We start from the raw sequence: 25,206 nt of genomic DNA on the forward strand, positions 1-25,206 counted from the left end.
CTCCCGTCGCAGGATTGGACGAGAGAATTGTTACGGTTAACTAGAACACTAGTCAACCGTTACGCGGTCAGCGCAGCGTGGCGATGTCGATGACGAACCGGTAGCGCACGTCGGAGGCCAGCACTCGCTCGTAAGCCTCGTTGATCTGATCGGCCGCGATCAGCTCGATCTCCGCGCCGATCCCGTGCTCGCCGCAGAAGTCGAGCATCTCCTGGGTCTCGGCGATCCCGCCGATCAGCGAGCCGGTCAGGACCCGCTGCCGGTTCAGCAGCCGCAGGTGCAGGCCGCTCTCCTCCGGTGCCGCGCCGACGTTGACCATCACGCCGACGCCGACGGCCAGCATCGAGATGTAGGAGTCCATCGGCAGCGGCGCGCTGACCGTGCTCAGGATCAGGTCGAAGGCGCCGGCCAGGTCCTCGAAGGTGGCCGGGTCGGAGGTCGCGCGGTAGTCGCTCGCGCCCAGCGCCAGGCCGGCGTCCTTCTTGGACAGGGTCTGGGACAGGACGGTCACCTCGGCGCCGAGCGCGCGGGCGATCTTCACCGCGACGTGGCCGAGCCCGCCGAGGCCGACGACCGCGACCTTCGTGCCGGGGCCGACGCCCCAGCGCCGCATCGGCGCGTAGGTCGTGATGCCGGCGCACAGCAGCGGCGCGGCGGCGTCCAGCGGCAGCGAGTCCGGGACGCGCACCACGAAGCGGTCGGTCACCACGATCTGCGTGGAGTAGCCGCCCTGGGTGACGGTGCCGTCGACGTCGGTGTCGCCGTAGGTCCAGACCGCCTTGACCGAGCAGAACTGCTCCTGGCCGCGCTCGCACGCCTTGCAGGTCCCGCAGGAGTTCACCAGGCAGCCGACGCCGACCCGGTCGCCGACCGCGAACCGCGTCACCTCGGCACCGACCTCCGCGACCACGCCGGTGATCTCGTGGCCCGGCGCCAGCGGATAGGGGCACGGCCCCCAGTCCCCGCGGACCTCGTGGATGTCGGAGTGGCAGATACCGGTGTACTGGATGTCGATCCGCACGTCCCAGGGCCCGACCTCGCGGCGCTCGATGGTGATCGGCTGGAGCGGGGCGGTCGCGGAGACGGCGGCGAAGGCGTTCACTGTGGGCACCCGATCATCAAACCTCCTGATCAACGGCTTGCGCCAATCACGGGACCGATGAGCGTCCGCCGGACCCCCGCCGAGCTGGCGGAAAGCGGTCACGCCGGATGACCGATACCAAGCTCCTTACGCGCTGCAACGGTTAGCATCGCCGTGTCGGGAGTGAGAGGTGGGGCGATGCGCGGGCGTGTAGTGGTCGTGGCGGCGGTTCTGGCCGTCGCGGGATGTTCCAGTGGCGGCGGGTCGAAGCCGGACGCGGCGGACGCGGGCGGCTCGTCCGCGGCGAGTTCGTCTGCAGCGGGGTCGTCCATGTCGAGTTCGGCGGCGAGTTCATCGGCGGCGAGTTCGCCGGCGACGACACCCGATCCGACGGGCGGCTCCTCGTCGTCCGCCGCGCATTCGCCGTCGCCGTCATCAGCCTCATCGGGGTCATCGTCGGCGGGCAGCAAGTCCAGCTCGCCGAGCCAGCCCCCGGCCCCGGCCGCGGCCAAGGCCGGCGCGCCGCCGCCGACCGGCGTGAAGTGGGACTACCAGATCGGCGGCGCCTACGCCCCGCCGGCCGGCGTCCGGATCGTCTCCCGCGACAGCTCGGCCTCGCCGGCGCCGGGGCTCTACAACATCTGCTACATCAACGCTTTCCAGGCGCAGCCGGACGCCACCGGCTGGTGGCAGAGCAACCACCCCGACCTGTTGCTGAAGACCTCGTCCGGCGCGCCGGTGATCGACCAGAACTGGAACGAGCAGCTGCTCGACGTCTCCACCGATGCCAAGCGCACGGCGCTCGCGCAGATCGAGGGTGGCTGGATCGCCTCCTGCGCGGCCAAGGGATTCCAGGCGATCGAAGCCGACAACCTCGACTCCTACTCCCGCTCCCAGAGCCTGCTCACCGCCGATGACGACGTGGCGATGGCCACGGAGCTGGCGCGGCTGGCCCATGCGAAGGGGTTGGCCATCGCGCAGAAGAACACCACGGAGTTCCTGCCGCGCGCCCACCAGGTCGGCTTCGACTTCGCGGTCTCCGAACAGTGCGGGAAGTACGGCGAGTGCGGCGGCTACGCGAGCACGTACGCCGACCACGTCGTGGACGTCGAGTACGACGAGTCCGGCTTCACCGCCGCCTGCCGCGACTACGGCGGGAAGATCGCGATCGTGCTGCGCGACCAGGACGTGAGCCCGGCCGGCAGCTCCTCCTACGTCTACAAGACCTGCTGACGCCGTCGGGAGCCGCCGGCCGGACCGGCCTTCCTCACCACTGGCCGGGCTGGTAGCTCCCGGCCGGGGTGCGGGCGATCACGTTCATCCGGTTGTAGGCGTTGATCAGGGCGATCGTCGACACCAGGCCGGCGAGCTGCTCTTCGTCGAAGTGCTTCGCGGCGTTCTCCCACACCGCGTCCGGCACCCCGCCCGCGGCGTCGGCGACGCGGGTGCCCTCCTCGGCCAGCTCCAGCGCGGCGCGCTCGGCGTCGGTGAACACCGTGGCCTCGCGCCAGGCCGCCACCAGGTTCAGGCGCTCGGGCTGGTCGCCGGCGTGGACGGCGTCCTTGTAGTGCATGTCGGTGCACATGCCGCAGCCGTTGATCTGGCTGGCCCGCAGCAGGACCAGCTGCGTCGTGGCGTGGGGGACTCCCGAACCCTCGGCCGCCTTGCCCGCCGAGTTGATGTACTTGCTGAACTTCTGGCCGGTGGTGGTGCCGTAGTAGTTGAAGCGGGCTTCCATGGCGGTGCTCCTCGGGTCTTGGCTATCGCGTTCGCTTTCGTTAGGTAGACCCGGGGAACCGAGGCGATGTGACAGCCCGCCCCGCCGTTGTGATGTGACCTGCGTCACTCGCGTCCGTCGGTCAGAGACCGGCCTCGGCGCGGTACTCCTCGAGCCGCCGGACGAGCTCGTCGGGGTGCGCGAGCGGGAGCAGGTGGCCGCCGTCCATCTCGTCCGGGGCGAAACCGAACCGCTCCTGGACGGTGCGGCGCTGGAAGTCCAGGGGGAAGAAGCGGTCGTCCCGGCCGGCCAGGAAACGGATGGGGAGGTCTGCCGGCAGCGCGGGCATCGCCGGCGGCCCGAAAGGCCGCTCGCTCTGGCCGACCTCGCCGCGCTCCCAGGCCTCGTCCACGACCTCCTTCGGGACGTCGTGGAAGAACACCACCTTCAGGTCGGCGTCCTGCGCGATCCCGAGGCGCGCGTCGCTGTCCTGCTTGGCCTGCCTCCAGTCGGTCGCCTCCCACCACTGCCCGGCCGTCTCGCCCTCCTTCGGGGCCATCGCCGAGATGTAGACCAGGAACTTCACCGGGATCCGGTGCGTGAGCACCGTTCCGGTGAAGGCCCCCAACGACTGTGCGACGACGACGATGTCGTCGGCGCCGGCACGGTCGCCGAGGGCCGCGACGGCCGCGTCGGCGTATTCGTCGATCCCCGCCTCGGGATCGGCGACCGGCAGGTCGGGGGCGACGACGTCGTGGCCGGCCGCACGCAGCAGCGGGACGACGCGGTGCCACAGCCAGGAGTCCGAAGACGCTCCGTGGATCAGCAGGTAGGTAGCCACGCTTCCTACGCTAGCTGCGGGTCACCCACTTTCTCGTAGCCGAGACCGTCCTGGCGCGCCATGACCTCATCGAGTCCGCGGAACGCTCCGATGCCGGTGGGAGGCATATCACCGTAAAGACACTGATACGAGCCGGCGCGCACCGACAGCATCTCGTGCCAGATCCCGACGGCTCCGTTGGAGCGCGTGAAGCGATCCGTGAAGCGGTCCTGCGCGGGGCGGTGCGTGCGGTTCTCGTCGTGGGAGAAGGCGCGGATGTCGCCCGCGCGGCGCCAGTACTGCACCACGGTCACCTGGCCGGGCCAGGGGCCCCACAGGATGCGGTAGCCCAGCAGTGAGCTGTCAGGGTCCGCACTCAGTTCCTTGAGCATGCGCGGCATGGCGCGGAAGACCGGGGCCCAGTGGTGCACCGCCCACCACTTGTTGATGCGCGCCCCGATCAGCAGCACAGCGATCGGCTCGGTGTTGTCGGCCATGAAGCGCCCGGCCATCCGCTTGTGGTGGTTCGGCGCGCCGGGCACGGAGCGGGTCCAGTGCATGGGCATCGGGTTTCGGATCGGCATGGCGAGACCCCCATTGAGATGTGGCTCCGGGTGGTGCGGGCGGAAAGGATAGTTGAACTATCCTTAGTGGTCAGGGTAAAACCCGGCGCGACGGCTGTCGAGACCCGGAGCGGGAGAGAACGTGCACCTGGCGGAGTTGAGTCGACGCAGCGGTGTGTCGGTCCCGAGCATCAAGTTCTACCTGCGCGAGGGGCTGCTGCCTGCCGGCGTGCCGCTGTCGGCGCGCAAGGCCGAGTACAGCGACGAGCACGTCCGGCGGCTCCGGCTGGTGCGGGCGATGCTGACCATCGGCAAGATGTCGGTCGCCCAGGTGCGCGACGTCCTCGCGGTCGCCGACGATCCGGCCTTCACCCGCCACGAGCGCCTGGGCATCGCGCAGTACATGTTGCCGCCGCATGCACAGGCCCCCGCGGAGGGCTCCGAGGAGCGCTCTACCTGGGACGCGACGCGCACGCTGATCCGCGACGAGCTGCGTGCTCTCGGATGGCGCTTCGAGGACAAGGCTCCGGCGCTCGACATGCTGACGCAGTCCGTGGTGACGCTACGGGGCCTCGGCTACAAGGCGACGGTGGAGCACTTGCGCGGGTACGCCAAGGCGATCCATCCGATGGCCGAGAACGAGTACGCGACGATCGCGGAGTACGAACAGATCGAAGAGGCGATCGAGGCCACCGTCGCCTACACGGTGCTGGTCGAGCCGGTGCTGTTGGCGTTGCGGCGGTTGGCGCACGAGGACGTCTCGTCGCGGCTGCACTACAAGGATCCCGAGGCGTAGCGCCGTTCTGCGTCAGCTCTTTGCCAGGGCCTCGCGCACGCCGGGCGCGATCTCCTGCGCCCACAGCGCCGACGCGCGCTCGATCGGCAGATCGCCGACCGGGAAGTAGGTGAAGCCGCCCGCACCGTGTTCCAGCACCGCGCCGGTCAGCTCCGCCACCCACTGCTCCACCGAGCCGCCGAGCCAGCGGCCTTCCGGGTCGCGGGTCGCGGCAAGCGGTGTCGGGCTGATGCGGCCGGGGAGGTTGTAGACCGTGGCGATGGCACGGGGATCGCGGCCGACCGCGCGCGCCGCCTCGTCGATGACCGGCCGGGATTCGCGGTAGCGGGTGCTCAGCCAGTCGGCGGCGTGCCCGGGGATCCAGCCGTCGGCCTGGCGGCCGGTGACGGCCAGGGACTTCGCGCCGACCGAGCCGGTCCAGATCGGCGGGACCGCGACCGGAGCCGGGTCGACCTGGTCCAGACGGTAGAACTCGCCCTCGAAGCTGACCGGCTCGCCGCCTCCGCTCAGGGACCTGATCAGCCCGAACGCCTCCTCGAAGGCGCGGACGGCTTCGGCGCCGCTCAGGCGGGGGAAGCCCAGGCGGGCGATGTCGTCCCACGAGCCGCCGGCGCCCAGGCCCAGGACCACGCGGCCGCCGGTCAGCGCGGACAGCGAGGTGACGGCGCGGGCCAGCATCGGCGCGGGCCGGGTCGGCAGGTTGCTGACGTTGACCATGCCGCTGATCCGCCGCGTCCGGCCCAGCGCGACGCCGATCAGCGAGTAGGCGTCGAGCATGCGGCCGACGTAGGGGTGGTCGGAGACGGAGAAGTGGTCCAGGCCGGCCTGATCGGCGACCGCGACGATCTCCATGGTCTGGGCGATGTCCCGGACCGCGTTCGACACCCCGATGCCGAACCGGGTCGTGTTCTCGGCCATGATGCGCTCCGTCCCGTTGGTAGTTCGCTATACGAACCTAGTGATTCGTGGTGCGAACTTCAAGCGCGGCACACCCCGTGCTGCCACGCCCACGCCGCGATGCCGACCCGGTTGCGGGCCCCGGTCTTGCGCTGGATCGCCGCGACGTGGTTCTTCACCGTCCCGGCCGCGAGGAACAGTTCCGCGGCGATCTCGGCGTTGGTGGCGCCGCGGGCCAGGGCTCTGACGACGTCCAGTTCGCGCTCGGTGAGCTCCTCGCCGCCGGTCCCGGACGGCCGGGGGCGCGAGGCGGCCAGTTCCCGCAGCAGCCGCACCGTGATCTGCGGGCTGATCAAGGTGTCGCCGGCCGCCGCGGCGCGCACCGCCTCGACGAGCAGCGCCGGGCCGGAGCGTTTGATGAGGAAGCCGGACGCGCCGTCGCGCAGCGCCGCGTGGACGTATTCGTCGAGGTCGAAGGTCGTCACCACGACCACTTTCGGCGGGTCGCCGGAACCGGGGTCGGCCAGCAGCCGCCGGGTGAGTTCGAGCCCGTCGACCCGCGGCATGCGGATGTCGGCCAGTACGACGTCCGGCGACAGCCGCCGGGCCAGGTCGGCCGCGGCGGCGCCGTCCGCGGCCTCGCCGACGACCCGGATGTCCGGCTGCGCGTCGAGGATCATCCGGAATGCGGCGCGGATGTTCTCCTGGTCGTCAGCCAGCAGGACGCGGATCGGGGTGGCGGGCATCAGGCGGTCGCCTTCCGGGGCAGGGGAAGCACGGCGTGGACCGTCCAGCCGCTCCCGTCGTCGTGGGGACCGGCGGCGAACCGCCCGCCGAGGGCTTCGACGCGCTCTTCGAGCCCGGGCAGACCCAGGCCGCCCCGGCGGCCGAGCCGGCCGGCGCGGCGCTGGGTCCCGGTCGGCGCGCTGTTCGCCACGCTGACGGCGAGCGCGGCCTGTTCGCTGCGAAGGGTGACGACCACGTCTGTGTCGGCGGCATGGCGCCGGACGTTGGTCAGCGCCTCGACCACGACCCGGTAGACGGTGGTCGAGGTCTCGCGCGAAACGCCGCCGGCGAGCGCGGGATCCAGGTCCAGCCGCGCTTGTCCGCCCGAGGACTCGCCGAAGGCGGCGACCAGGCCCGGCAGGTCGCCGATGCCCGGTGCGCCGCGGGGAACCGCGGCCTCGTCGTCGGTGTGCAGCATGGTCACGGTGCGGTCCATCGCCGCGAGCGCGCGCAGACCCGCCAGTTCGACGCGTTCCAGCGCGGCCAGCGCCACCGCCGGATCCCGCTCGCCGAGGTAGCGGCCGGCCTGGGCCTGCGCGACCATCTCCGACACGTCGTGCGCCACGAAGTCGTGCAGATCGCGGGCCAGATCCAGGCGTTGTGCGCGGCGGCCGTCGGCGACCGAGCGGATCCGGCGCGTGTCCAGCATCCGCAGATAGACGCCGCCGGCGACCGCCCCGCCGGCCGCCAGCGACCAGAAGAGGCACCCGCCGATCGCGGTGCCGCCCAGCCGTGGCGACGCCGCGCGCAGCGGCCACACCGAGACCGCCAGATGGGCGCTGACGGCTGCGGCGACCACCCCGGGAACGGCCGCGAACCGCACCGTCGGCACGAGGATCGCCGACAGCGCTAAGGCTTCTCCGGTGCCCAGCAGCCCCGGTCCCGGCCCACGGTGCCCCGCCGGCTGCGTGATCGTGACGGCCAGCGAGACCGCCCCGGCAACTCCGGTGAGCCACGACAGCCACCGCTGCGAGCGCGGCCGGCCGCCGTAGACGGCGAGCGCCGCCAGGCCGGCGACCGCTGCGGGGAAGGCGATGATCAGCACGTTTCGACACTAGCGAGGCGCGCGCACGAGCGCCTGTGCCGGACGGCACTGCCCGCGCCCGATTCCGCCGTCATCCGTGCCGAACGGCATGTGTTCCGGTCACGGGGTCGCGAACGAGGCTGAAGCCATGACAACGCTCAGCCCCGGTCCTGCCCGTACCGCCACCGCCCACTACGTCCCCGGCACTCCGCGCTGGGCCCGCGTCGCCGCGCACGCGGTGCCGCTGGTCGTCCTGCCCTCGAGTCTCTGGCGGCTGTCGCTGGCCGCCGATGTGGCCGGAGTCCGGGGCTCGGATCCCGGCCAGACCTCCACACTCGCCAATTGGCTCTACATCCTTTGCCTGTCGGCGATCGGGGAGGGCGTCGCGCTGCTGACACTCGGCCTCGTGAAGCCGTGGGGCGAGGTGGTCCCGCGATGGATCCCGGTGCTGGGCGGCCGCCGGGTGCCGGTGAAGGCGGCGGTCATCCCGGCCACCGCCGGAGCCGCGCTGCTGGCGGCGATCGGCGTCTACTTCTTCGCCAACATGCTCTTCTTCCACCTGCACTTCGCGCCGGCGGTGGGTCCGAAGGGCGGAGCACACCCGCGTCTGGAGATCGGCGGTCGGCCGAAGGTCTTCTTCCTCGCCTGCTATCTGCCGCTTCCGCTGTGGCCGATCCTGGTCGCGGCCTGCACCGTGGCGTATCGGCGGCGGCGCCGCGCGAGCGGGAGCTGAAAAGGAAAAAGGACGCGCCGCGCCGTTCGGGGGGTGCGGCGCGACGCGTCCAGCGGGCACGGTGACGGCTTGAAGCCCTCTCCCTGCGCCTTGTAAGAAAAGGCGCCAGGTGATCGGAATCCGTTACACCCCTATGATCACCAGCCATGATCCTGGACCCGGAGGTCCTCGAAGCCGCACTCCACCGCTTCGAGGCCGAGTACATCGACCCCGACAAGGCGGCCCGCGCCGCCGCCGAGATCCGGCGCGCCGCGGCCGCCGGCGAATACGCGGACCTGGACGGTGCCGCGGCCTGTGCGGCCGTCACCGCAGTGTTCGCCGACGTCTGCCGGGACAAGCATCTGCGGCTCGTCTGGAGCCCGGAGCCCGAGCCGCTGGAAGAGGAGGACGCGGAGGCCGGTGCGGCCATGTTCGCCGCGCTGTGCCGGGAGCACAACGACGGCGTGCGCAAGATCGAGATCCTGGACGGCGGCATCGGCTACCTGGACCTCACGCTGATTCCCACGGCCGAGATCGGCGGCGCCACCATCGGCGCCGCGATGCGGGTCGTCGCCGGCACCAAGGCGCTGATCATCGACCTGCGCTCCACCATCGGCGGCTCCACCGACGGCGTGCAGCTGTGGTGCAGCCACCTGATCGCCGGCGCGGACACCCTGCTCACCACCTCGCACTCCCGGGTGAAGGGCACCCGGCAGTACTGGTCGCTGGGGCACCTGGACATACCGCGCTACCTCGACCGCCCCGTCTACGTCCTGACCGGCGCCCGTACCTTCTCCGGCGGCGAGGACCTGGCGTACACCCTCCAGGGGCTGAAGCGGGCCACGCTGATCGGGGCGACGACCCGCGGCGGCGCGCACCCCACGGACTGGTACCAGCTCACCGAGCACGTGACCGTGACCGTCCCGAACTGCCGCTCGGAGAGCCCGTTCACCGGGACGGACTGGGAGGGTGTCGGCGTCGTCCCGGACGTCGCGGTCGCGCAGGAGGAGGCACTCGCCGCGGCGATCGAGCGCGCCCGGCTGTCGATCGGCGCCGGTGCGGATCGTCACCAGTAGTGAGAGGGTCGGAAACCGGCCCGCCACGAAGGGAACGCCGATGGCGAAGTACATGCTCCTCATCTACGGCAACGAGCAGCGGTGGGAGAACCTCTCCCCGACCGAGCAGACCGAGATCGACGCCGGCCACGTCGCCTTCCAGAAGCGGGCCGGCGACCGGATCCTGTCCTCGGGCCAGCTGGAGCCGTCCTCGACGGCCACCACGGTGCGCACCGCCGGCGGCGACGCCCCGGCGGTGACCGACGGCCCGTTCCTGGAGACCAAGGAGGTCGTCGGCGGCTTCTACCTGGTGGAGGCCGCCGACCTGGACGAGGCGGTGGCGCTGAGCCGGGAGCTGGCCGAGGTCCGGCACGACCACTCCGGCGTGGAGATCACGCCGCTGGTCCAGCACGGCTGAGGGGGGTGCGGCGGTGAGTGAACCCGGCGAGGCCGTCGCGGCCGCTCACCGCGCCCACTGGGCCGGCGTCCTGGCCGCGACGGTCCGCATCACGCGCGACCTGGACACCGCCGAGGAGTGCGTGCAGGACGCCTATGCCCAGGCTTTGCGCACCTGGCCGGCGGCCGGAATCCCCGACCGCCCGGCCGCCTGGCTGCGCACCGTGGCCGGGAACCGGGCCCGGGACCTGCTGCGGCGCGAATCGGTGTGGCGGCGCGCGATGCCGCTGCTCGTCGAGGACGCCACGGCCACCGCCCCCGACCCGCAGGACGCGGCCGAACCCCCGGCCGTGGCCGACGACACCCTGCGCCTGATCTTCACCTGCTGCCATCCCGCGCTCTCCCGGGAAGCCCGCGTCGCCCTGACCCTGCGCCTGGTCTGCGGCCTGTCCACGGCCGAGGTGGCCCGGGCCTTCCTGGTCCAGGAGAGCACCATGGCCGCGCGCATCACCCGGGCCAAGAAGAAGATCGCCGCGGCGCGCATCCCCTATCGTGTGCCCACCGCCGCCGATCTGCCCGAGCGGGTCTCGGCGGTCTGCGACGTCGTCCACCTCGTCTTCACGACCGGCAGCAACGCCCCGGTCGGCGAGCGGCTGATCCGCGAGGACCTCGTCGCCTCGGCGGTCGGTCTGGCCCGCACCCTGCACCGGCTGCTGCCGGTCGCCGAGCCGGCCGGGCTGCTGGCGCTGCTGCTCCTGATCGACGCCCGGCGCGCGACCCGCACCACCGACACCGGCGTTCTCATTCTTTTGGAAGACCAGGACCGTTCCCTGTGGGATCGCGAGTTGATCGGCGAGGGCACGGATCTGCTGACCGAGGCTCTGCGCGGCGGTCCGCCGACGCGGTACGCGGTCCAAGCCGCGATCGCCGCCGTCCACGCCGAGGCCCCGGCCTTCGACGCCACGGACTGGGCCGAGATCGTCGCGCTCTACGACGTCCTGCTCGGCTTGTGGCCTTCGCCGGTCGTCGAGCTCAACCGGGCCGTGGCCCTCGGAATGCGGGACGGACCGCGGGCCGGCCTCGCCGCTCTGGACGCCTTGGCCGCCGAGCCCGCTTTGGCGACCTACCGCTATCTGAGCGCCGCTCGCGCCGACTTCCTCAGAAGGCTGGGACGGTGGCCGGAAGCTGTTACCGCATATGAGGAAGCCCTGCTGCTCACGGACAACGAATCAGAGCGCGCCTACCTGGCGATGCGCTTGGCCACCATCTCGTTCAAGCGGACCCAGGCAGGCGAGTAGTCGCTGACGTAGGCCGCGAAGAGCTTCTGCTCCTCGGGGGAGAGCACCTTCTCCATCCGCAGTTCGTCGGCATGGTCCCCGGCTTCGGCCAACTGCTTGCGGAACCGTTCGGCCATGGTGTCGGCCAACGCCTCGAGTCGGGGATCGTCGACCTTCCAGTCGTGGGCCCGGTCGTAGGTCACGTAGAAGTCCCGATATTCGGGGTCCTCCAAGTCGGCCCGCTTCTGCGCCACCCAGCGCGGTGCCTGCTCCGGGTACGAGGCGGCCAGCATCATCCAGCCGTCGCGCTCCATCAGCACCCCGCGATCGCTGACCCCGGCGGCCCGCAGTTCCTCGATGTAATCGGCGATCTCCGGCGGGAGGAACAGGCGCTCGCCGGAGGCCAGCTGCGCCACCCGGCGGCGCCGCTCCTTCAGCTCGCGGATCTGGTCCTGCATCGAGCGGTCGATCTCGGTGATCGCGGTGCCGAACTGCGCGGAGTCGGCGGCCAGCAGCTCCTCGATCCGGGCCAGCGGGACCCCGGCCTCAGCCAGGGTCTTGATGCGGATCAGGTCGATCACCGCCTGGGCGTCGTACCGGCGGTAGCCCGAGTGGTCGCGGTCCGGTTCGGGGAGCAGGCCGCGCTGGTGGTAGTGCCGCACGGCCCGTACTGTCACCCCGACGTAGTCGGCGAGCTGGCTGATGGTGAGCATCAGCATCAGTGTGCCCGAGGCTTGCGGAAGGACGCCACGGCCCAGGCGTACCCGCCGGCTGCGATCACGGCGCACCACACCAGGGACACCACCGCGTTGTGCCCGATCGGCGCGCCGGTGAGCAGGCCGCGCACGGTCTCGATGGCCGGGGTGAACGGCTGGTACTCGGCGAACTGGCGCACCCCGAACGGCATCGACGCGGCCGGGGCGAAGGCGGAGCCGACGAACGGCAGGAACACGATCAGCATCGGCGCGTTGCTGGCCGCCTCGGCCGTCGGGGACACCAGCCCCATGGCCACCGCCATCCAGGTCAGCGCGACGCTCAGAAGCAGCAGCAGTCCGCCGGCCGCCGCCCATTCGAAGGCTGAGGCGTGGGGCCGGAAGCCCAACAGCACGGCCACCAGGATCACCGATCCGGTCGACACGACGGTCGTGATGACGCTGTTGATGACGTGCGCGGCCAGGATCGCGACCCGCGATATCGGCATGGTCCGGAACCGGTCGACGATCCCCTCGGTCATGTCCACGCAGACCGCGACCGCGGTGGACATGCTGCCGGAGGCGACGGCCGTGATGATGATGCCGGGCGCGATGTAGCCGATGTAGCCGCCGTCGTGCGCTCCGGCCGCCAGGCCCTTTCCGAGCGTCCTGCCGAGGATGCCGACGAACAGCAGCAGCATGATGACCGGCCCGAACACCGAGCCGAGGGTCATCGAGGGATACCGGATCGTGTGGCGCAGATTGCGGCGCAGCAGGGTGAAGGTGTCAGTGAGGGTGTGGTGCTGGGCAGATACAGAAGATGGAGCGGTCATGGCAGACTCCTTAGCGGCTTGTGGTCAGGGTGAGGAACACGTCGTCGAGGTCCGGTGTGTGCACGGACAGCTCTTCGGCGGAAAGGCCCGCGGACGTCAGGAGATCCAGGACCGTCCGCAGCGAGTCGAAGCCGCCGTCGCTGGTGACCTGGACGGTGAGCGCGTCCTCGTCGACCGAGTCCGCGCCGAGCGTCTCGGCTGCCTTGGCGAGGCTGTCGGCGCTCGCGAAGCGCAGGGTGATGTGCCCGCCGGGAATCAGCCGCTTCAGCTCCGCGGCCGTGCCCTCGGCGACGATCCGGCCGCCGTCCAGCACCGCGATCCGGTCGGCCAGCTGATCGGCCTCTTCCAGGTACTGCGTGGTCAGCAGGATCGTGACGCCGTCGGCGACCAGCTCGCGCACGATCGCCCACAGCTCGCGGCGGCTGCGCGGGTCCAGACCGGTGGTCGGTTCGTCGAGGAAGATCACCTTCGGGTCGCCGACCAGGGTCATCGCCAGGTCCAGCCGCCGGCGCATGCCGCCGGAGTAGGTGGACAGCGGCTGGTCGGCGGCATCGGTCAGCCCGAAGCACTCGAGCAGTCCGATCGCGCGGGCCCGGCCGGCGCGGCGGCCGAGCCGGTACAGGTCGGCCATCAGGATCAGGTTCTCGCGCGCGGTCAGCAGGTTGTCGACCGCGGAGAACTGGCCGGTCACCCCGATCACCGAGCGCACCGCTTCCGGCGCCTCGGCGACGTCGTGGCCGGCCACCGAGATCCGGCCGCCGTCGGCGGCGATCAGGCTGGACAGGATGCGCACGGTCGTGGTCTTGCCGGCGCCGTTCGGGCCGAGCAGGGCGAAGACCGTCCCGGCCGGGACGCTGAGGTCCACGCCGGCCAGGACGGTCTTGGCGCCGAAGGATTTGCGCAGGTCGGAGACGCTGATCGCGGGGGTGGTGGCTGTCGTCGTCGTCATGACAGCCATGCTGGGAGGTTGACCCTGCGTCAGGGTCAAGCGGAGTTTTTCAGCTCACTCCTCCAGGGCCGCGAACGCCCCCGGTTCGTACTCCCCGCCCAGCATGTTCGGGATGAGCGACATCCGGTTGGTCGCGTTCATCATCGCGATCAGGCAGATCAGGGTGCCGAGCTGGTCGTCGTCGAACTGCGCGCGGGCGGCGGCCCAGGTGGCGTCCGACACCGCCTCGCCGGGGGCGGTGATCCGGGTGCCCTCCTCGGCCAGGGCGAGCGCGGCGCGCTCGGTCTCGGTGAAGACCGTGCTGTGCCGCCAGGTTGCGACCATGTTCAGGCGCAGCGCCGTCTCGCCGGCGAGTGCGGCCTCCTTGGTGTGGATGTCGACGCACCAGCCGCAGCCGTTGATCTGGCTGATGCGGAGCGAGACCAGGTCCTGGAGCGGCTTGGGGAGCGCGGACTTCTCCATGACCTGGGCCGTGGCGTAGAAGCGCTTGGCCAGCTTGGTGGCCGTCGGGCTGTCGAAAAGGCTGAATCGGGGTTCCATGGACACCAGATGCCGGCCGCCGGAAGCCTGTGACGGCCGTCGGATGTGATGTGGGTCACTCCTCAGGGATGTCACAGAAACGGGGCTCGCGCAGTCCCATGGGAAAGCACTGGCAAGCGACCAGATAGGTGCCGTCCATGAGCGAGTCCGCGACCGAGACCTTCATCACCCACCGCAACCTGCTGTTCACGGTCGCCTACGAGATGCTCGGCTCGGCCGCCGACGCCGAGGACGTGCTGCAGGAGACCTGGCTGCGCTGGACCACCGTCGACCTGGACACGGTGCGCGACCGCCGGGCGTACCTGGTGCGCATCACGACCCGGCAGGCGCTCACCCAGCTGCGCAAGCTCGGGCGGCGCAAGGAGTCCTACGTCGGGCCGTGGCTGCCCGAGCCGCTGCTGACCACGCCGGACGTGGCCGAGGACGTGGAGCTGGCCGACAGCGTCTCGATGGCGATGCTGCTGGTGATGGAGACGCTGACGCCGGCCGAGCGCGCGGTGTTCGTGCTGCGCGAGGTGTTCGGCCTGGAGTACGGCGAGATCGCCGAGGCGGTGGACAAGAGCCAGGCGGCGGTCCGGCAGATCGCGCACCGGGCCCGCAACCACGTCGCGGCCCGGCGGCCGCGCGCGGCGGCGTCCACGGCCGACGCCCGGGGCGCCACCGAGGCGTTCCAGAAGGCGGTCACCACCGGCGATCTGCAGGGCCTGTTCGACCTGCTGGCCCCGGACGTCGTGTTCATCGGCGACGGCGGCGGGGTCGTGCAGGCCACGCCGTGGCCGCTGTACGGCGCCGAGGTGGTGTCCGCCTTCATGGCCGAGGGCCTGTCCCACCTGGCGGGCTTCGTCACCATGGAGACGGCGTACGTCAACGGCGGCCTGGGGGTGATCCTGCGGGTCGGCGGGGCGGTCGACACCATCGTGGCGATGCACACCGAGAACGGCCTGATCAAGGGCATCTACGTGGTCCGCAACCCGGAGAAGCTGTCGCGGGTCGAGGAGGAGACCGCGATGGCGCGCTGATTCCCTCCAGGGAATTGAGGCGCCGCGGCGGACGGGCGACCATCGAGGCCATGGACATCGGTGTGTTGCTTCCGACCGGCACGGCGCAATGGGAAGCGGGGGACGATCCGCGCGGCGTGCTGGCGCTGGCGCTGCGGGCCGAGCGGATCGGGTTCTCGTCCTTGTTCGTCAACGATTCCCTGATCAGCCCTCGGATCGAGGCGCTGACCATGCTCGCGGCCCTGGCCCCGGCGACCGAGCATGCGCACCTGGGGACCGGCGCGCTGCTGCCCTTCCTGCGGCGGCCGGTGCAGGCCGCGCAGTCGCTGGCCTCGATCGACGCGCTGTCCGGCGGCCGGCTCGCTGTCGCGGTCGGCGCCGGGTTCCCCGGCCGGTTCGGGCGTCCCATGTACACGCTGTCCGAGCTGCCGTGGGAGCGCCGCTTCCGGCGGTTGGACGAGACGGTCGCGCTGTGGCGCGCGCTGTGGGCGGGGGACACTTCGTTCCACGGCGAGCTCGTCCGCTTCGACGACCTGCCGCCGGCCACGAAGCCGTTCCGGGCCGGCGGGCCGCCGATCTGGCTCGGCGGCGCGACGCCCGCGGCTTTGTCCCGCACCGCCAAGCACTACGACGGCTGGCTGCCCTATCCGCCGGATCCCGCCGACTATCGCAGCGGTCTGGCGACCATCCGGGAGGCAGCGGCTCTGGCGGGCCGCCCGGCCGAGGCCGTCACCCCGGCGCTGTTCGTGACGGTCCGCGTCGACACCGACGAGGTGGCCGGCCGTTCCCAGCTCGACGTCTACTCCCGCGCCAACTACGGCATGCCGCTGGAGGAGCTGCGGACCATCCAGGCCGTCGTCACCGGGACCGCCGAGCAGGTGGCCGCGGGCTTGGGCGCCTACATCGCCGCCGGTGCCCGGCACCTGGTGCTGCGCCTCGGCGCGATCGGCCTGGCCGCGCAGGAGGAACAGCTCGATCGCGTCGCGGCTCTGATCGATCGCCTGTCAGTGGCAGACTGCGCCGCATGGGACCACACGAGCGCGGCGCCGGACCGGACCCCGGCCCGCCCGGCACCTCGGACCTGAACACGCTGCTGCTCCAGGGCGAGGACATGATCGAGCAGCTCGGCGCCGCGCACGCGAAGGCCTGGGGCCTGGGCACGGCCGACCGCTGGGACCTGGACCAGCGGACCGGGCTGATCACCTGGACCTTCCCGGACCGGACCGCGACCGCTCCGGCGCAGATCCTCGGCAGCTTCAACGCCGAGGCCGAATCCTGGCTATGGGCCTGGGCGAACGACAGCATCCTGCCGGAGATGAGCCGCGACGCGTGGGCGGTGCACGAGTGGGGCCGGGCGTACGGCCACCGCGCGCTCACCGAGCCCAAGGTGCACGGCGACGCGAGCACGGCCGGCGCCCTGGTCGCGCTGGCGGTGCGGATCACCCGGGCGACCGGCTACTACAAGGGCGGCGACGGCGGCGCCATCCCGATCATCACCTTCGGGCCGGTGACGCTGACCTCGCACGACGGCGCGACGCGGACGGTCACGGTCGAGATCGGCTGAGCGCTTCGGCGATCCAGGCTTCGACGGCCTGCTCGGCGAGGCCGGCCCGCTCTTCGCGAGGCGCCTTCTTGATCAGGGCGCTGGCACGCTGCGCCTGGTCGGTACCGGGCAGCGAACCGATCAGCAGGAGCGGCAGGACCAGGCGGCGCACCAAAAGTTCGTCCTCCGACGTGACCTGAGGCCGCCGCACGACCGAGACGTTGACCCGAACGCCGTGCTCGTTGCCCGGCTGCGCGCCGGGACGGTCCGTTTCGATGGCGGCGTAACGGAATCCGTGCGCGAGATCGCACGCCGAGCAGCCCACCGGTCCCCGGCTCAGGCGCTCGCCGCATTCGGGACAGGCCATGCGGTCGTAGGCGGCGTCGACGATCCGCCAGTCGTGGCGGTCGGGTTCGCTCGTCACCATCTCGGCCAGTGCCGCTTCTTGGCCGGCCTCGACGTTCCACTGCCGCAGGAACGCTGACCATTCGCCCTCGACGATGTCGTCCACGAGCGCACGGCAGTCATCGCATGCGGGCGCGCCGCCGTACTCGTAGCCGCCGCATTCCGCACAGCGTCGCAGTGCAGCGCCGACAGCGGGTCTGGTCATGGGGCGCAACCTAATCCGCGAATAATCGCTGGCCCTGTTCGACCGGCCGGAGTTACGCTCACAGCGTCATCCGGGACGGGCCGATCACATCGGCGAACCGGGCCGCCGCGTCAAGGGCAGGCCGTTGTACACCAGCTGAGACATTCGTCGCGTCGAGCAGGCGCCGCCAGACCGGTTCGTCAGCGCTGTTGCGCCACCGGTCTTGTGACCGTGCCCTCGACAGGTCATCGACATTCCGGCTGCCGTTCCCCGGCATCCGAAGGTCGAGCCGGTGCTTCCGCGTGCGCGCGGTGCACCGACGTCTCAGTGATGATCTCTCAGCAGATCGGCCTTTCCTGGTGCACGAAAACACCTTCCTGGTGCGCGCCGCCACGCGCTGGCGCGTACGCCCGACCGCCCTGCCGACCATCCGTCGCCGCTGCCGGGCCTGTCCCTCCACGGAGTACCGGACCCAGGGCAAGTTCCGGGTCAACGCGAACCACAAACTGCTCGACGTCTGGCTGCTGGCGCTGTGCGCGCAGTGCGGCGAGACGATCAAGCTGACCGTGATGGAGCGGGCCCACGTCCGCACCATCGACCCGGACGCGCTCAGCCGGTTCCACGAGAACGACGCCTCGCTCGCGGCGAGGCTGCTGACCGATCCCCAGCTGCCGCACCGCAACGGCGTCTCCCTGGACTGGAGCGAGGCGTGGCGGCTGGACATGGATCCGGTGGAGCTGCCGAAGGCGGACATCCTCGACGTCCGCGTCGAGTTCACGCATCGCATCCCGCTGCGGGTGACGACGGTCATCGCCACCGGGCTGGAACTGTCCGGATCCGAGGTCTCCCGGCACATCGTGACGGGGGCGATCACCTCCGGGGACAAGTTGACCGGTCGCAGGGCCAGTGATTTCGGCTTCGTCATGCGGTGGTAGCGAGCCGGGACACGACGGATGCGGCCCGACCGGTGATCCGATCGGGCCGCATCCGTTCTAGTCGACCAGCTCCAGCACGGTCCCGGCGCCGACGGTCCGGCCGCCCTCGCGGATGGCGAACCCGAGGCCGGGCTCCATCGCCACGCCGTGGCCGAGCTCGACCGTCATCGTGACCCGGTCGCCGGGCAGCGCCACGCCGCCGGCGCCCAGGTCCACCACCCCGACCACGTCGGTGGTGCGGAAGTGGAACTGCGGACGGTAGCCCGCGCCGAAGCCGGTGTGCCGGCCGCCCTCGGCGGCGGAGAGCACGTACACCTCGGCCCGGAAGCGGCTGTGCGGCCGGATGCTCCGCGGGGCCGCCAGCACCTGGCCGCGCCGGATCTGCTCCCGGCGCACCCCGCGCAGCAGCAGCGCGGCGTTGTCCCCGGCCTGCGCGGTCTCCATGGTCCGGCCGAAGGTCTCGATGCCGGTGACCACCGCGGTGAACGCCTCGCCGTGCCCGCTCACCTCGATCTGCGAGCCCAGGGCCAGGGTGCCGCGCTCGACCGCGCCGGTGACGACCGTGCCGCGGCCGGTGATGGTCAGCACGTTCTCCACCGGCATCAGGAACGGCGCCTCCAGGTCCCGGACCGGGTCCGGGACGGTGGTGTCCACCGCGGCCAGCAGGTCCAGGATCCGCTGCGTCCACACCGGGTCGCCCTCCAACGCGCGCAGCCCGGATACCCGGACCACGGCCGCGTCCCCGCCCGGGAAGCCCTGCGCGGTCAGCAGGTCCCTGATCTCCAGCTCCACCAGGTCCAGCAGCTCCTCGTCGTCGACCAGGTCGGCCTTGTTCAGCGCGACGACGATGTGCGGGACGCCGACCTGCCGGGCCAGCAGGATGTGCTCGCGGGTCTGCGGCATCGCGCCGTCCTGCGCCGAGACGACCAGGATCGCTCCGTCCACCTGCGCGGCGCCGGTGATCATGTTCTTCACGTAGTCGGCGTGCCCGGGCATGTCGACGTGCGCGTAGTGCCGCAGCGCGGTCTCGTACTCGACGTGCGCGATGTTGATGGTGATGCCGCGACTGATCTCCTCCGGCGCCCGGTCGATCCGGTCGAAGGCGACGTAGTGGTTGGCACTGCCGGCCCCGCCGGAGCTCTCGGCCAGGACCTTGGTGATCGCGGCCGTCAGCGTGGTCTTGCCGTGGTCGACGTGGCCCATCGTGCCGATGTTCAGGTGCGGCTTGGTGCGGGCGAACTGCTGCTTGGACATGGTGGACTCAGATCCCTGAAGCTGACGCGGGCGCGCGGCATCGGCGCGGGTCCCGCTGAAGGGGTCGGCAGAATGACGGCCCTGATACGCGCCAGCCGGGGCGCGCGGGGCCGGAGAACCGGAAGGGGAGCCACCCTCCCCGCTCGGTTCCCGCCGGAGGCGGGGAGGGTCAGCTTCGGACGCCGGTGAACGCGGCTGCTGCTGCGAATGCCGCGACGAAGGTCACCACGACGACGGCAGCCGGAACCGGCAGGGCGATGCCTGCTGCGGTCGGCGCGAAGGTCGTCGGGGACATGCGTTCATGATGAACGCGGGTGGGGCGTTTGTATAAGGGTTTTCCGGCGTGTGAGTAGTCTCAGGCCTCGCGGCCGTCGTGGGTCTCGCGGTTGGCCAGCACGTCGTCCATGTTCGCTTCGGCCCAGTCCTTGATGCCGCGCACCATCGCGTGCAACGAATGCCCGAGCGCGGTCAGCTCGTAGGCGACGGTGACCGGCACGGTCGGCGTCACGGTGCGGGTGATCAGCCCGTCGCGCTCCAGTGCGCGCAGCGTCTGGGTGAGCATCTTCTGGCTGACGCCGGCCAGCAGGCGCGACAGTTCCGAGTAGCGCATCGGCCGGGGCTCACCGGAGTTGCCCAGCGCGCACAGGATCAGCGTGACCCACTTGTCGGAGATCCGGTCGAGCAGTTTGCGGCTGGGACACATCGCCAGGAACGCGTCGTACTCCGTCTTGGCCTGGGCCCGCTGCTGGGCCGCCGTCTTCGTGGCCATCGGCCGCTCCTCACACCCGTGGGTACCTTACGCACTCCGAAGTGCCTACTTCCTCATGGGAAGTTGCCTAACCAGAATGAAGCGCTATGAGCACGCTATCCCCTTCACTGCCCGGCGGAACCTGGTCCCTGGGCGATCTGACCGTCACCCGGTTCGGCTACGGCGCCATGCAACTGGCCGGTCCCGGCGTCATGGGACCGCCCGCCGACCCCGGCGGCGCCCTCGCGGTCCTGCGCGAGGCCCTGGCGCTCGGCATCACGCACATCGACACCGCCGACGCCTATGGACCGCACATCACCAACCGGCTGATCCGCGAAGCGCTGCACCCCTATCCGGGCGCGCTGCACATCGTGACGAAGGTCGGCGCGACCCGCGACGCGAACGGCGGCTGGCCGCCGGCGCGGGAGCCGGACGCCCTGCGCCGCGCCGTCCACGAGAACCTGGAGACCCTCGGCCTGGAGACGCTCGACGTGGTCAACCTCCGGCTCGGCAATGCCGAGGGGCCGCAGCCCGGCTCGCTCGCCGAGCCCTTCGAGACCTTGGCCGAGCTGCGGCGGCAGGGCCTGATCCGGCACCTCGGCGTGAGCAACGCGACGCGCGAGCAGATCGCCGAGGCGCGGGGGATCGCGCCGATCGTGTGTGTGCAGAACCTGTACAACCTCGCCTACCGGCAGGACGACGAGCTGATCGACACGCTCGCCGTGGCGGGGATCGCCTATGTGCCCTTCTTCCCGCTCGGCGGCTTCAGCCCGTTGCAGTCCTCGGCGCTGTCGGCCGTGGCCGCGCGCCTGGGCGCGACGCCGATGTCGGTCGCGCTGGCCTGGTTGCTGCAGCGGTCGCCGAACATCCTGCTGATCCCCGGCACCTCGTCGGTGGCGCATCTGCGGGAGAACGCCGCCGGCGCGGGACTTGTGCTCGCCGGGGAGGACCTCGACGAGTTGGACAAGATCGGCCGATAGACGGCTCCGGACAGCGATCTGGACATCGATCAGGACAGCCGTCAGGACAGGCCGGCGCTGATCAGCCAGATGTGCTCGCAGGTGTCCGAGGTGTTCTGCAAGCTCTCTCTGGACTCCTGCGAGGCGTGGTAGAAGTTCCGCTCGATCATCCAGCACAGCGCGCGCGCCATCGCCGAGGCCTGCTTGGGTCCGCCGCCGGGCTCGACGCCGGCGCGTTCCAGCACCGCGGTGATGGCCGCGATGAACAGGTCGGCGGTGTGGTTCCACAGCCTGCCGATCTCAGGCACGCCCAACGACAAGTCGATCGCGGTGCGCATGACCGGGCCGTGGTCGTTCCACAGCTCGACCGTGCGCCGCATCGCCGTCGCGACGGCCGCGCGCGGCTCGTCGGCCTCGGCGGTGGCGCGGGACCGTTCCCACAGGTGCTCGACGGTGCGCGCGACGAGCGCGGTGACCACTTCCTGCTTGGAGCCGAAGTAGAAGTAGAGCGCGCCGCGGGTGATGCCCGCGCCCTGGGCGATGTCGTTGACGGTCATGGCGTCGTAGCCCTTGTCCGTCAGCAGCACTTCGCAGGTGTCGAGGATGGCGCGCTCCCGCATGTCGCCCTTGCTCTCGGCGGCGCGCCGGCTCGGCGAGTGGTGGCCGGGCATCAGAGCTGAGCACCCTCGGCGAAGTCGGTCGTCCGGGACAGCGCCTCCCAGTCGCGGATGTCCGCGTCCACGGCGGCGCGCGCGGCTCCGACCAGACGCAGCGCGTCCGAGCCGAGCAGCAGGTGCGCCGGCGGCGCCTCGACCGAGGCGATGTGGACCACGGCCTCGCCGGCCTTGGCCGGATTGCCCAACTGGTTGCCGCTGGCCTTGCGCCGGGCTTCCCGGATGGGGCCGAACAGGTCGTCGTAGTCCTCGACGGTCCGGTCGGCGCGGGTCATCGAGCGGCCGGACCAGTCGGTGCGGAACGAGCCCGGCTCGATCGCGGTCACGTGGATCCCGAACTGCGCGACCTCCTTGCCCAGCGCCTCCAGGATGCCCTCCAGGGCGAACTTGCTGCCGCAGTAGGCGGACATCCCCGGCACCGCCATGAGCCCGCCCATGGAGGTGACGGCCATCAGGTGGCCGCGCCGGCGGCGGCGCATGGCGGGCAGCGCGGCCCGCAACGTGGCCACCGCCCCGAAGACGTTGACCTCGAACTGCCGCCGCACCTCGGTCAGGGAAGTCTCCTCGAAGGTGCCCTCCAGGCCGTAGCCGGCGTTGGCGACGACCACATCCAGCGGCCCGACGCTCGCCTCGACCTCGTCGACCGTGCGCGCGACGGCGGCGTCGTCGGTCACGTCCAGGACGCGGCCGTGTGCCCGCCCGGGGCCGAGTGCTTTGAAGGCCCGCAGGTCCTCCTCGGAACGGACGGTGCCGGCCACGGTGTGCCCGGCGGCCAGGGCCGCCTGCGCGAACGCTCGGCCGAGGCCGCTGCTGACTCCGGTGATGAGCCATGTCTGCTGCTGCATCGGTTCTCCAATCGACGGACTTCCCGAGAAGTCTACACTCCGTCGATTTTTACCATCGCAGCGTTGATTCTGGGGCGCTCAACCCTGGGGTGGAGGCGCGGCTTCCACCCCCAACCCACCTCCGGGTGGAAGAAACACCAGGTCGTCGCCTTGCATAGTCATAGTCATGACGACAACCGACTGGATCATCGACATCGCCCTCGTCCTGATCGTCTTCCGCCAGCTGCGCGAGGAGCGCATCACCAAGGCCACCTTCATCGTCCCGCTCGCGATGATCAGCTTCGCGGCCAAGACCTACCTGCACGGCATCCCCACCGCCGGCAACGACCTGGTGCTGATCGGACTGTTCGCCGGCATCGGTGCCGTCTTCGGCCTGTTCGGCGGCCTGCTGACCCGGGTGCGCAACCTGCACGGCCAGCCGCACGTCAAGGCCACCGCCGGCGCGGCCGCACTGTGGGTCATCAGCATGGGCTTCCGCCTGGGCTTCGCGGTCTGGTCCTCCCACCCCTCCGGCGCCGCGCACCTGGCCAAGTTCTCCGTCGCCCACGACATCACCAGCGGCCAGGCTTGGGTCACCGCCCTGATCCTGATGGCCTTCGGCGAGGTCGTCGTCCGCCTGGGCACCATCGGCGTTCGCGCCTGGGCCCTGTCGTCCCACGGCACCCAGACGCAGATCCACACCGTGTCCCAGGGCCGCACCCGCGAGTACGTGAGGGAGACGGCCGGCCGTTCGTGAGGCACGCCAGTCGATGCGATGAGATCCCCGCGCAGCAAGGCCCGGCACCTGAGTGCCGGGCCTTGCTGCTGTCCGCTTACTTACGGCAGGTTGATCAGCTTGTTCACCCAAGCGGTCGGACCCCAGGCGGTCACCGCGACGGAGCGCGCGGCGGTGTAGGGCACCGCGTTCTCGCCGCCGAAGACCGTCAGGCCGGTGAGGTGCGCGGCGTGCGTCGCGACCCAGGCGGTGGTCTCGGCCGGGACGTTCGGGCCGTCGGTGAGCAGCAGCGGGCCGTGCTGCGTGGCGATGAACGCGCCGCCGGCCAGAGCGTCGGGCCAGGTGCGGCCGGTGGCCAGGCCGATCGCGGCGGGGTTCGGGAACAGCGCGGTCTCGGAGGCGACGGCGATGTCCGTCTGGTAGCGGTCGGAGCCCTTGAGCGCGGTGGCGTGGGCGGCGATCGCCGGCATGGTGGCCACGGGCGGCCGCGCCCTGGCCGCCGACGCCGTAGACCTTCGTGGTGGCCGGGTTCACGTCGGCGAGGTAGGCCTTGGTGGCCGCCGGGAGCGTGCCGTCCTGCGACAGCAGCACGACGCCGCCGGCCGGGTCCTGGGCCGCCGCGGCGCCCGCGGCCAGGGCGTCCGGCGCGTTCATGCCGGTCGCGACCATCACGGTGTGCGGGTGCGCGGAGATGGCGCCGGCGACGGCGACCGCCGTGTCGAACCGGGTCGGGCCGGACAGGCGCTTGACGCTCAGGTGCAGCGCCGTGAGGTCGCTCTCGATCTTCGGGCTCAGCGCCTCGGTGCCGCCGAGCACGTAGACGGTCGCGCCGGGGGCGAGGATCCGGCCGAGCTCGGCCGCCACCCGCGGGTCCAGGCCGGTCTTGCCGGTCAGGAGCAGCGGACCGCCCTTCTGCGCGGCCAGAGCGCCGGCCGTATAGGCCGGATACGCAAGACGACTGACAACCGGACCCGCCCCCGCCCCTCCGCCATCGGGTGACGACCGCGAGTTCACACCCGCCTCTTAGGTTCATCGGCTTACAGTGGAGCCCATGACCCGAGCCGCCGCCGACGTCTCCGACGTGAAATCAGCGAAGCCGGAGAGCCATACGGCGCTGGTCAGGCGTGCCCGCAAGATCTATCGCGAGCTCAGCGACGTCTATCCGTACGTCAAGTGCGAGCTGGACTTCGAAAACCCCTACCAGCTCCTCACCGCGGTCATCTTGTCGGCCCAGTCCACCGACGTCGGCGTGAACAAGGTCACGCCCGCGCTCTTCCGGCGCTACCCGACGCCCGCCGATCTGGCCGAAGCCGATCCCGAGGAGCTGGAGGCGCTGATCAAGCCCACCGGCTTCTTCCACAACAAGGCCAAGTCGCTGCTGGGCATGGCGCGGTCGGTGGTCTCCGACCACGGCGGGCAGGTGCCGGGCAAGCTCAACGAACTGGTGAAGCTTCCCGGGGTCGGCCGCAAGACCGCCAATGTCGTGCTCGGTGACGCGTTCGGCGTGCCCGGCATCACGGTCGACACCCACTTCGGGCGGCTGGTGCGCCGGTGGGGCTGGACCGATCTGGAAGACCCGGTGAAGGTCGAGCACGCCATCGGCGAGCTGTTCCCGCGCAAGGACTGGACGCTGCTCTCGCACCGGACCATCTACCACGGCCGGCGGGTGTGCCATGCGAAGAAGCCGGCGTGCGGGGCGTGCCCGATCGCGAAGCTGTGCCCCAGCCGGGGGATCGGGGAGCAGGATCCGGTGAAGGCCGCCGCGCTGCTGAAGTACAAGCCGGGGGAAGGCGGTCTGCCGCTGTGAG

Annotated in this window: 31 protein-coding genes and 1 pseudogene; 13 read left to right on the forward strand and 19 right to left on the reverse strand. The window is 71.1% G+C overall.

All coding sequences use genetic code 11. The features are described from left to right. Positions 1–67: 67 nt before the first annotated feature. Positions 68–1,111: an NAD(P)-dependent alcohol dehydrogenase gene (locus ABIA35_RS03170; protein WP_370356491.1), complete on the reverse strand. Its 1,044-nt coding sequence runs from the start codon at positions 1,109–1,111 to the stop codon at positions 68–70. A 300-nt stretch (positions 1,112–1,411) separates the two neighbouring features. Between ABIA35_RS03170 and ABIA35_RS03175 the strand changes: the two genes are divergently transcribed. Continuing rightward, complete coding sequence (locus ABIA35_RS03175; RefSeq protein WP_370356649.1) at positions 1,412–2,314, forward strand: endo alpha-1,4 polygalactosaminidase; 903 nt, start codon at positions 1,412–1,414, stop codon at positions 2,312–2,314. 34 nt (positions 2,315–2,348) lie between these two features. Here ABIA35_RS03175 and ABIA35_RS03180 read toward each other — a convergent pair whose 3' ends face one another. The 3 genes from ABIA35_RS03180 to ABIA35_RS03190 form a co-directional block, all read right to left on the reverse strand. Beyond that, positions 2,349–2,819, reverse strand: coding sequence for a carboxymuconolactone decarboxylase family protein (locus ABIA35_RS03180; protein WP_370341036.1), 471 nt, complete (start codon positions 2,817–2,819; stop codon positions 2,349–2,351). 121 nt (positions 2,820–2,940) lie between these two features. Continuing rightward, positions 2,941–3,639: an alpha/beta fold hydrolase gene (locus ABIA35_RS03185; protein WP_370341037.1), complete on the reverse strand. Its 699-nt coding sequence runs from the start codon at positions 3,637–3,639 to the stop codon at positions 2,941–2,943. 5 nt (positions 3,640–3,644) lie between these two features. Further along, entirely contained in the window at positions 3,645–4,202 is a 558-nt protein-coding gene (locus tag ABIA35_RS03190) for a DUF4188 domain-containing protein (protein WP_370341038.1), read from the reverse strand. A 121-nt stretch (positions 4,203–4,323) separates the two neighbouring features. Here ABIA35_RS03190 and ABIA35_RS03195 point away from each other — a divergent pair, with 121 nt between their 5' ends. Then, positions 4,324–4,977, forward strand: a complete 654-nt coding sequence (locus tag ABIA35_RS03195) for a MerR family transcriptional regulator (RefSeq protein WP_370341039.1) — start codon at positions 4,324–4,326, stop codon at positions 4,975–4,977. 12 nt (positions 4,978–4,989) lie between these two features. Here the strand turns inward: ABIA35_RS03195 and ABIA35_RS03200 are convergent, their stop codons facing one another. The 3 genes from ABIA35_RS03200 to ABIA35_RS03210 are packed head-to-tail and all read right to left on the reverse strand — an operon-like array spanning position 4,990 to position 7,705. Then, a complete protein-coding gene (locus ABIA35_RS03200) occupies positions 4,990–5,895 on the reverse strand; it encodes an LLM class flavin-dependent oxidoreductase (protein ID WP_370341040.1) in 906 nt (301 codons plus the stop codon). A gap of 59 nt (positions 5,896–5,954) precedes the next feature. Beyond that, positions 5,955–6,620, reverse strand: a complete 666-nt coding sequence (locus ABIA35_RS03205; protein WP_370341041.1) for a response regulator — start codon at positions 6,618–6,620, stop codon at positions 5,955–5,957. Further along, the gene (locus ABIA35_RS03210) at positions 6,620–7,705 is read right to left on the reverse strand and encodes a sensor histidine kinase (protein WP_370341042.1); all 1,086 of its coding nucleotides are present in this window, start codon (positions 7,703–7,705) and stop codon (positions 6,620–6,622) included. Before ABIA35_RS03210 ends, ABIA35_RS03205 begins: the two co-directional genes overlap by 1 nt. 127 nt (positions 7,706–7,832) lie before the next feature. On the opposite strand from ABIA35_RS03210, the gene ABIA35_RS03215 reads away from it, so the two are divergent. The 4 genes from ABIA35_RS03215 to ABIA35_RS03230 all read left to right on the forward strand — a co-directional run bounded on the left by ABIA35_RS03215 (position 7,833) and on the right by ABIA35_RS03230 (position 11,145). Then, positions 7,833–8,417 carry a hypothetical protein gene (locus ABIA35_RS03215; RefSeq protein WP_370341043.1) on the forward strand — a complete coding sequence of 195 codons (585 nt, stop codon included), beginning with the start codon at positions 7,833–7,835 and terminating at the stop codon, positions 8,415–8,417. A gap of 146 nt (positions 8,418–8,563) precedes the next feature. Further along, entirely contained in the window at positions 8,564–9,472 is a 909-nt protein-coding gene (locus tag ABIA35_RS03220) for a S41 family peptidase (RefSeq protein WP_370341044.1), read from the forward strand. Between the two features lie 40 nt (positions 9,473–9,512). Beyond that, on the forward strand, positions 9,513–9,869 hold the full coding sequence (locus ABIA35_RS03225) for a YciI family protein (protein WP_370341045.1): 357 nt from the start codon (positions 9,513–9,515) through the stop codon (positions 9,867–9,869). A gap of 13 nt (positions 9,870–9,882) precedes the next feature. After that, a complete protein-coding gene (locus ABIA35_RS03230; RefSeq protein WP_370341046.1) occupies positions 9,883–11,145 on the forward strand; it encodes an RNA polymerase sigma factor in 1,263 nt (420 codons plus the stop codon). Here ABIA35_RS03230 and ABIA35_RS03235 read toward each other — a convergent pair. From ABIA35_RS03235 to ABIA35_RS03250, 4 genes are read right to left on the reverse strand one after another with little or no spacing between them, the layout of a single operon-like run. Further along, positions 11,088–11,837, reverse strand: a complete 750-nt coding sequence (locus ABIA35_RS03235) for a MerR family transcriptional regulator (protein ID WP_370341047.1) — start codon at positions 11,835–11,837, stop codon at positions 11,088–11,090. The two genes, ABIA35_RS03230 and ABIA35_RS03235, sit on opposite strands and share 58 nt — an antisense overlap. Positions 11,838–11,842: 5 nt before the next feature. Then, on the reverse strand, positions 11,843–12,649 hold the full coding sequence (locus ABIA35_RS03240) for an ABC transporter permease (RefSeq protein ID WP_370341048.1): 807 nt from the start codon (positions 12,647–12,649) through the stop codon (positions 11,843–11,845). A gap of 10 nt (positions 12,650–12,659) precedes the next feature. After that, positions 12,660–13,607: an ATP-binding cassette domain-containing protein gene (locus ABIA35_RS03245; protein WP_370341049.1), complete on the reverse strand. Its 948-nt coding sequence runs from the start codon at positions 13,605–13,607 to the stop codon at positions 12,660–12,662. A 45-nt stretch (positions 13,608–13,652) separates the two neighbouring features. Next, positions 13,653–14,138: a carboxymuconolactone decarboxylase family protein gene (locus tag ABIA35_RS03250; protein WP_370341050.1), complete on the reverse strand. Its 486-nt coding sequence runs from the start codon at positions 14,136–14,138 to the stop codon at positions 13,653–13,655. A gap of 137 nt (positions 14,139–14,275) precedes the next feature. Between ABIA35_RS03250 and ABIA35_RS03255 the strand changes: the two genes are divergently transcribed. From ABIA35_RS03255 to ABIA35_RS03265, 3 genes are read left to right on the forward strand one after another with little or no spacing between them, the layout of a single operon-like run. Further along, positions 14,276–15,157, forward strand: a complete 882-nt coding sequence (locus ABIA35_RS03255) for an RNA polymerase sigma-70 factor (protein ID WP_370341051.1) — start codon at positions 14,276–14,278, stop codon at positions 15,155–15,157. Positions 15,158–15,207: 50 nt separating this feature from the next. After that, the gene (locus tag ABIA35_RS03260; protein ID WP_370356493.1) at positions 15,208–16,221 is read left to right on the forward strand and encodes an LLM class flavin-dependent oxidoreductase; all 1,014 of its coding nucleotides are present in this window, start codon (positions 15,208–15,210) and stop codon (positions 16,219–16,221) included. Beyond that, positions 16,161–16,700 carry a DUF6882 domain-containing protein gene (locus ABIA35_RS03265; RefSeq protein ID WP_370341053.1) on the forward strand — a complete coding sequence of 180 codons (540 nt, stop codon included), beginning with the start codon at positions 16,161–16,163 and terminating at the stop codon, positions 16,698–16,700. Before ABIA35_RS03260 ends, ABIA35_RS03265 begins: the two co-directional genes overlap by 61 nt. Here ABIA35_RS03265 and ABIA35_RS03270 read toward each other — a convergent pair. Further along, positions 16,681–17,289, reverse strand: coding sequence for a hypothetical protein (locus ABIA35_RS03270; RefSeq protein ID WP_370356495.1), 609 nt, complete (start codon positions 17,287–17,289; stop codon positions 16,681–16,683). The genes ABIA35_RS03265 and ABIA35_RS03270 overlap by 20 nt on opposite strands. Before the next feature lie 338 nt (positions 17,290–17,627). Between ABIA35_RS03270 and ABIA35_RS03275 the strand changes: the two genes are divergently transcribed. Further along, on the forward strand, positions 17,628–18,203 hold the full coding sequence (locus ABIA35_RS03275; protein ID WP_370341056.1) for a DUF1062 domain-containing protein: 576 nt from the start codon (positions 17,628–17,630) through the stop codon (positions 18,201–18,203). A 57-nt stretch (positions 18,204–18,260) separates the two neighbouring features. Here the strand turns inward: ABIA35_RS03275 and tuf are convergent, their stop codons facing one another. The 3 genes from tuf to ABIA35_RS03290 form a co-directional block, all read right to left on the reverse strand. Next, entirely contained in the window at positions 18,261–19,457 is a 1,197-nt protein-coding gene (tuf, locus tag ABIA35_RS03280) for an elongation factor Tu (protein ID WP_370356497.1), read from the reverse strand. A 169-nt stretch (positions 19,458–19,626) separates the two neighbouring features. Beyond that, on the reverse strand, positions 19,627–19,752 hold the full coding sequence (locus ABIA35_RS03285; RefSeq protein WP_370341058.1) for a hypothetical protein: 126 nt from the start codon (positions 19,750–19,752) through the stop codon (positions 19,627–19,629). 60 nt (positions 19,753–19,812) lie between these two features. Then, positions 19,813–20,226 carry a winged helix-turn-helix transcriptional regulator gene (locus ABIA35_RS03290; RefSeq protein ID WP_370341059.1) on the reverse strand — a complete coding sequence of 138 codons (414 nt, stop codon included), beginning with the start codon at positions 20,224–20,226 and terminating at the stop codon, positions 19,813–19,815. Positions 20,227–20,312: 86 nt separating this feature from the next. On the opposite strand from ABIA35_RS03290, the gene ABIA35_RS03295 reads away from it, so the two are divergent. Then, positions 20,313–21,185 (forward strand): aldo/keto reductase family oxidoreductase, encoded by an 873-nt coding sequence (locus ABIA35_RS03295; RefSeq protein WP_370356499.1) that lies wholly within the window; start codon positions 20,313–20,315, stop codon positions 21,183–21,185. 41 nt (positions 21,186–21,226) lie between these two features. Here the strand turns inward: ABIA35_RS03295 and ABIA35_RS03300 are convergent, their stop codons facing one another. Together ABIA35_RS03300 and ABIA35_RS03305 are read right to left on the reverse strand one after the other, a co-directional pair. Beyond that, positions 21,227–21,835: a TetR/AcrR family transcriptional regulator gene (locus tag ABIA35_RS03300; RefSeq protein WP_370356501.1), complete on the reverse strand. Its 609-nt coding sequence runs from the start codon at positions 21,833–21,835 to the stop codon at positions 21,227–21,229. Then, positions 21,835–22,683, reverse strand: a complete 849-nt coding sequence (locus ABIA35_RS03305) for an oxidoreductase (RefSeq protein WP_370356503.1) — start codon at positions 22,681–22,683, stop codon at positions 21,835–21,837. Before ABIA35_RS03305 ends, ABIA35_RS03300 begins: the two co-directional genes overlap by 1 nt. 166 nt (positions 22,684–22,849) lie before the next feature. Here ABIA35_RS03305 and ABIA35_RS03310 point away from each other — a divergent pair, with 166 nt between their 5' ends. Beyond that, positions 22,850–23,419 (forward strand): hypothetical protein, encoded by a 570-nt coding sequence (locus ABIA35_RS03310; protein WP_370356505.1) that lies wholly within the window; start codon positions 22,850–22,852, stop codon positions 23,417–23,419. A gap of 80 nt (positions 23,420–23,499) precedes the next feature. Here the strand turns inward: ABIA35_RS03310 and ABIA35_RS03315 are convergent, their stop codons facing one another. Then, complete coding sequence (locus ABIA35_RS03315; protein WP_370356651.1) at positions 23,500–23,868, reverse strand: cell wall-binding repeat-containing protein; 369 nt, start codon at positions 23,866–23,868, stop codon at positions 23,500–23,502. 76 nt (positions 23,869–23,944) lie between these two features. Continuing rightward, positions 23,945–24,412 (reverse strand): annotated as a pseudogene (locus ABIA35_RS03320) (cell wall-binding repeat-containing protein); the annotation flags it as partial. Positions 24,413–24,449: 37 nt separating this feature from the next. On the opposite strand from ABIA35_RS03320, the gene nth reads away from it, so the two are divergent. Beyond that, entirely contained in the window at positions 24,450–25,205 is a 756-nt protein-coding gene (gene nth, locus ABIA35_RS03325) for an endonuclease III (RefSeq protein ID WP_370341065.1), read from the forward strand. Position 25,206 lies beyond the last annotated feature (1 nt).

It is taken from the genome of Catenulispora sp. MAP12-49 (assembly GCF_041262705.1).
Taxonomy (GTDB): Bacteria; Actinomycetota; Actinomycetes; order Streptomycetales; family Catenulisporaceae; genus Catenulispora.

Excerpts from the sequence above, each read along its gene's own strand:
- ABIA35_RS03175 (WP_370356649.1), top strand. The coding sequence starts at position 1,412 with ATGTCGAGTTCGGCGGCGAGTTCATCGGCGGCGAGTTCGCCGGCGACG.
- ABIA35_RS03180 (WP_370341036.1), bottom strand. The coding sequence starts at position 2,819 with ATGGAAGCCCGCTTCAACTACTACGGCACCACCACCGGCCAGAAGTTC.
- ABIA35_RS03190 (WP_370341038.1), bottom strand. The coding sequence starts at position 4,202 with ATGCCGATCCGAAACCCGATGCCCATGCACTGGACCCGCTCCGTGCCC.
- ABIA35_RS03200 (WP_370341040.1), bottom strand. The coding sequence starts at position 5,895 with ATGGCCGAGAACACGACCCGGTTCGGCATCGGGGTGTCGAACGCGGTC.
- ABIA35_RS03205 (WP_370341041.1), bottom strand. The coding sequence starts at position 6,620 with ATGCCCGCCACCCCGATCCGCGTCCTGCTGGCTGACGACCAGGAGAAC.
- ABIA35_RS03215 (WP_370341043.1), top strand. The coding sequence starts at position 7,833 with ATGACAACGCTCAGCCCCGGTCCTGCCCGTACCGCCACCGCCCACTAC.
- ABIA35_RS03220 (WP_370341044.1), top strand. The coding sequence starts at position 8,564 with ATGATCCTGGACCCGGAGGTCCTCGAAGCCGCACTCCACCGCTTCGAG.
- ABIA35_RS03225 (WP_370341045.1), top strand. The coding sequence starts at position 9,513 with ATGGCGAAGTACATGCTCCTCATCTACGGCAACGAGCAGCGGTGGGAG.
- ABIA35_RS03235 (WP_370341047.1), bottom strand. The coding sequence starts at position 11,837 with ATGCTCACCATCAGCCAGCTCGCCGACTACGTCGGGGTGACAGTACGG.
- ABIA35_RS03240 (WP_370341048.1), bottom strand. The coding sequence starts at position 12,649 with ATGACCGCTCCATCTTCTGTATCTGCCCAGCACCACACCCTCACTGAC.
- ABIA35_RS03245 (WP_370341049.1), bottom strand. The coding sequence starts at position 13,607 with ATGGCTGTCATGACGACGACGACAGCCACCACCCCCGCGATCAGCGTC.
- ABIA35_RS03250 (WP_370341050.1), bottom strand. The coding sequence starts at position 14,138 with ATGGAACCCCGATTCAGCCTTTTCGACAGCCCGACGGCCACCAAGCTG.
- ABIA35_RS03255 (WP_370341051.1), top strand. The coding sequence starts at position 14,276 with ATGAGCGAGTCCGCGACCGAGACCTTCATCACCCACCGCAACCTGCTG.
- ABIA35_RS03260 (WP_370356493.1), top strand. The coding sequence starts at position 15,208 with ATGGACATCGGTGTGTTGCTTCCGACCGGCACGGCGCAATGGGAAGCG.
- ABIA35_RS03265 (WP_370341053.1), top strand. The coding sequence starts at position 16,161 with ATGGGACCACACGAGCGCGGCGCCGGACCGGACCCCGGCCCGCCCGGC.
- ABIA35_RS03270 (WP_370356495.1), bottom strand. The coding sequence starts at position 17,289 with ATGACCAGACCCGCTGTCGGCGCTGCACTGCGACGCTGTGCGGAATGC.
- tuf (WP_370356497.1), bottom strand. The coding sequence starts at position 19,457 with ATGTCCAAGCAGCAGTTCGCCCGCACCAAGCCGCACCTGAACATCGGC.
- ABIA35_RS03285 (WP_370341058.1), bottom strand. The coding sequence starts at position 19,752 with ATGTCCCCGACGACCTTCGCGCCGACCGCAGCAGGCATCGCCCTGCCG.
- ABIA35_RS03290 (WP_370341059.1), bottom strand. The coding sequence starts at position 20,226 with ATGGCCACGAAGACGGCGGCCCAGCAGCGGGCCCAGGCCAAGACGGAG.
- ABIA35_RS03295 (WP_370356499.1), top strand. The coding sequence starts at position 20,313 with ATGAGCACGCTATCCCCTTCACTGCCCGGCGGAACCTGGTCCCTGGGC.
- ABIA35_RS03300 (WP_370356501.1), bottom strand. The coding sequence starts at position 21,835 with ATGCCCGGCCACCACTCGCCGAGCCGGCGCGCCGCCGAGAGCAAGGGC.
- ABIA35_RS03305 (WP_370356503.1), bottom strand. The coding sequence starts at position 22,683 with ATGCAGCAGCAGACATGGCTCATCACCGGAGTCAGCAGCGGCCTCGGC.
- ABIA35_RS03310 (WP_370356505.1), top strand. The coding sequence starts at position 22,850 with ATGACGACAACCGACTGGATCATCGACATCGCCCTCGTCCTGATCGTC.
- ABIA35_RS03315 (WP_370356651.1), bottom strand. The coding sequence starts at position 23,868 with ATGCCGGCGATCGCCGCCCACGCCACCGCGCTCAAGGGCTCCGACCGC.
- nth (WP_370341065.1), top strand. The coding sequence starts at position 24,450 with ATGACCCGAGCCGCCGCCGACGTCTCCGACGTGAAATCAGCGAAGCCG.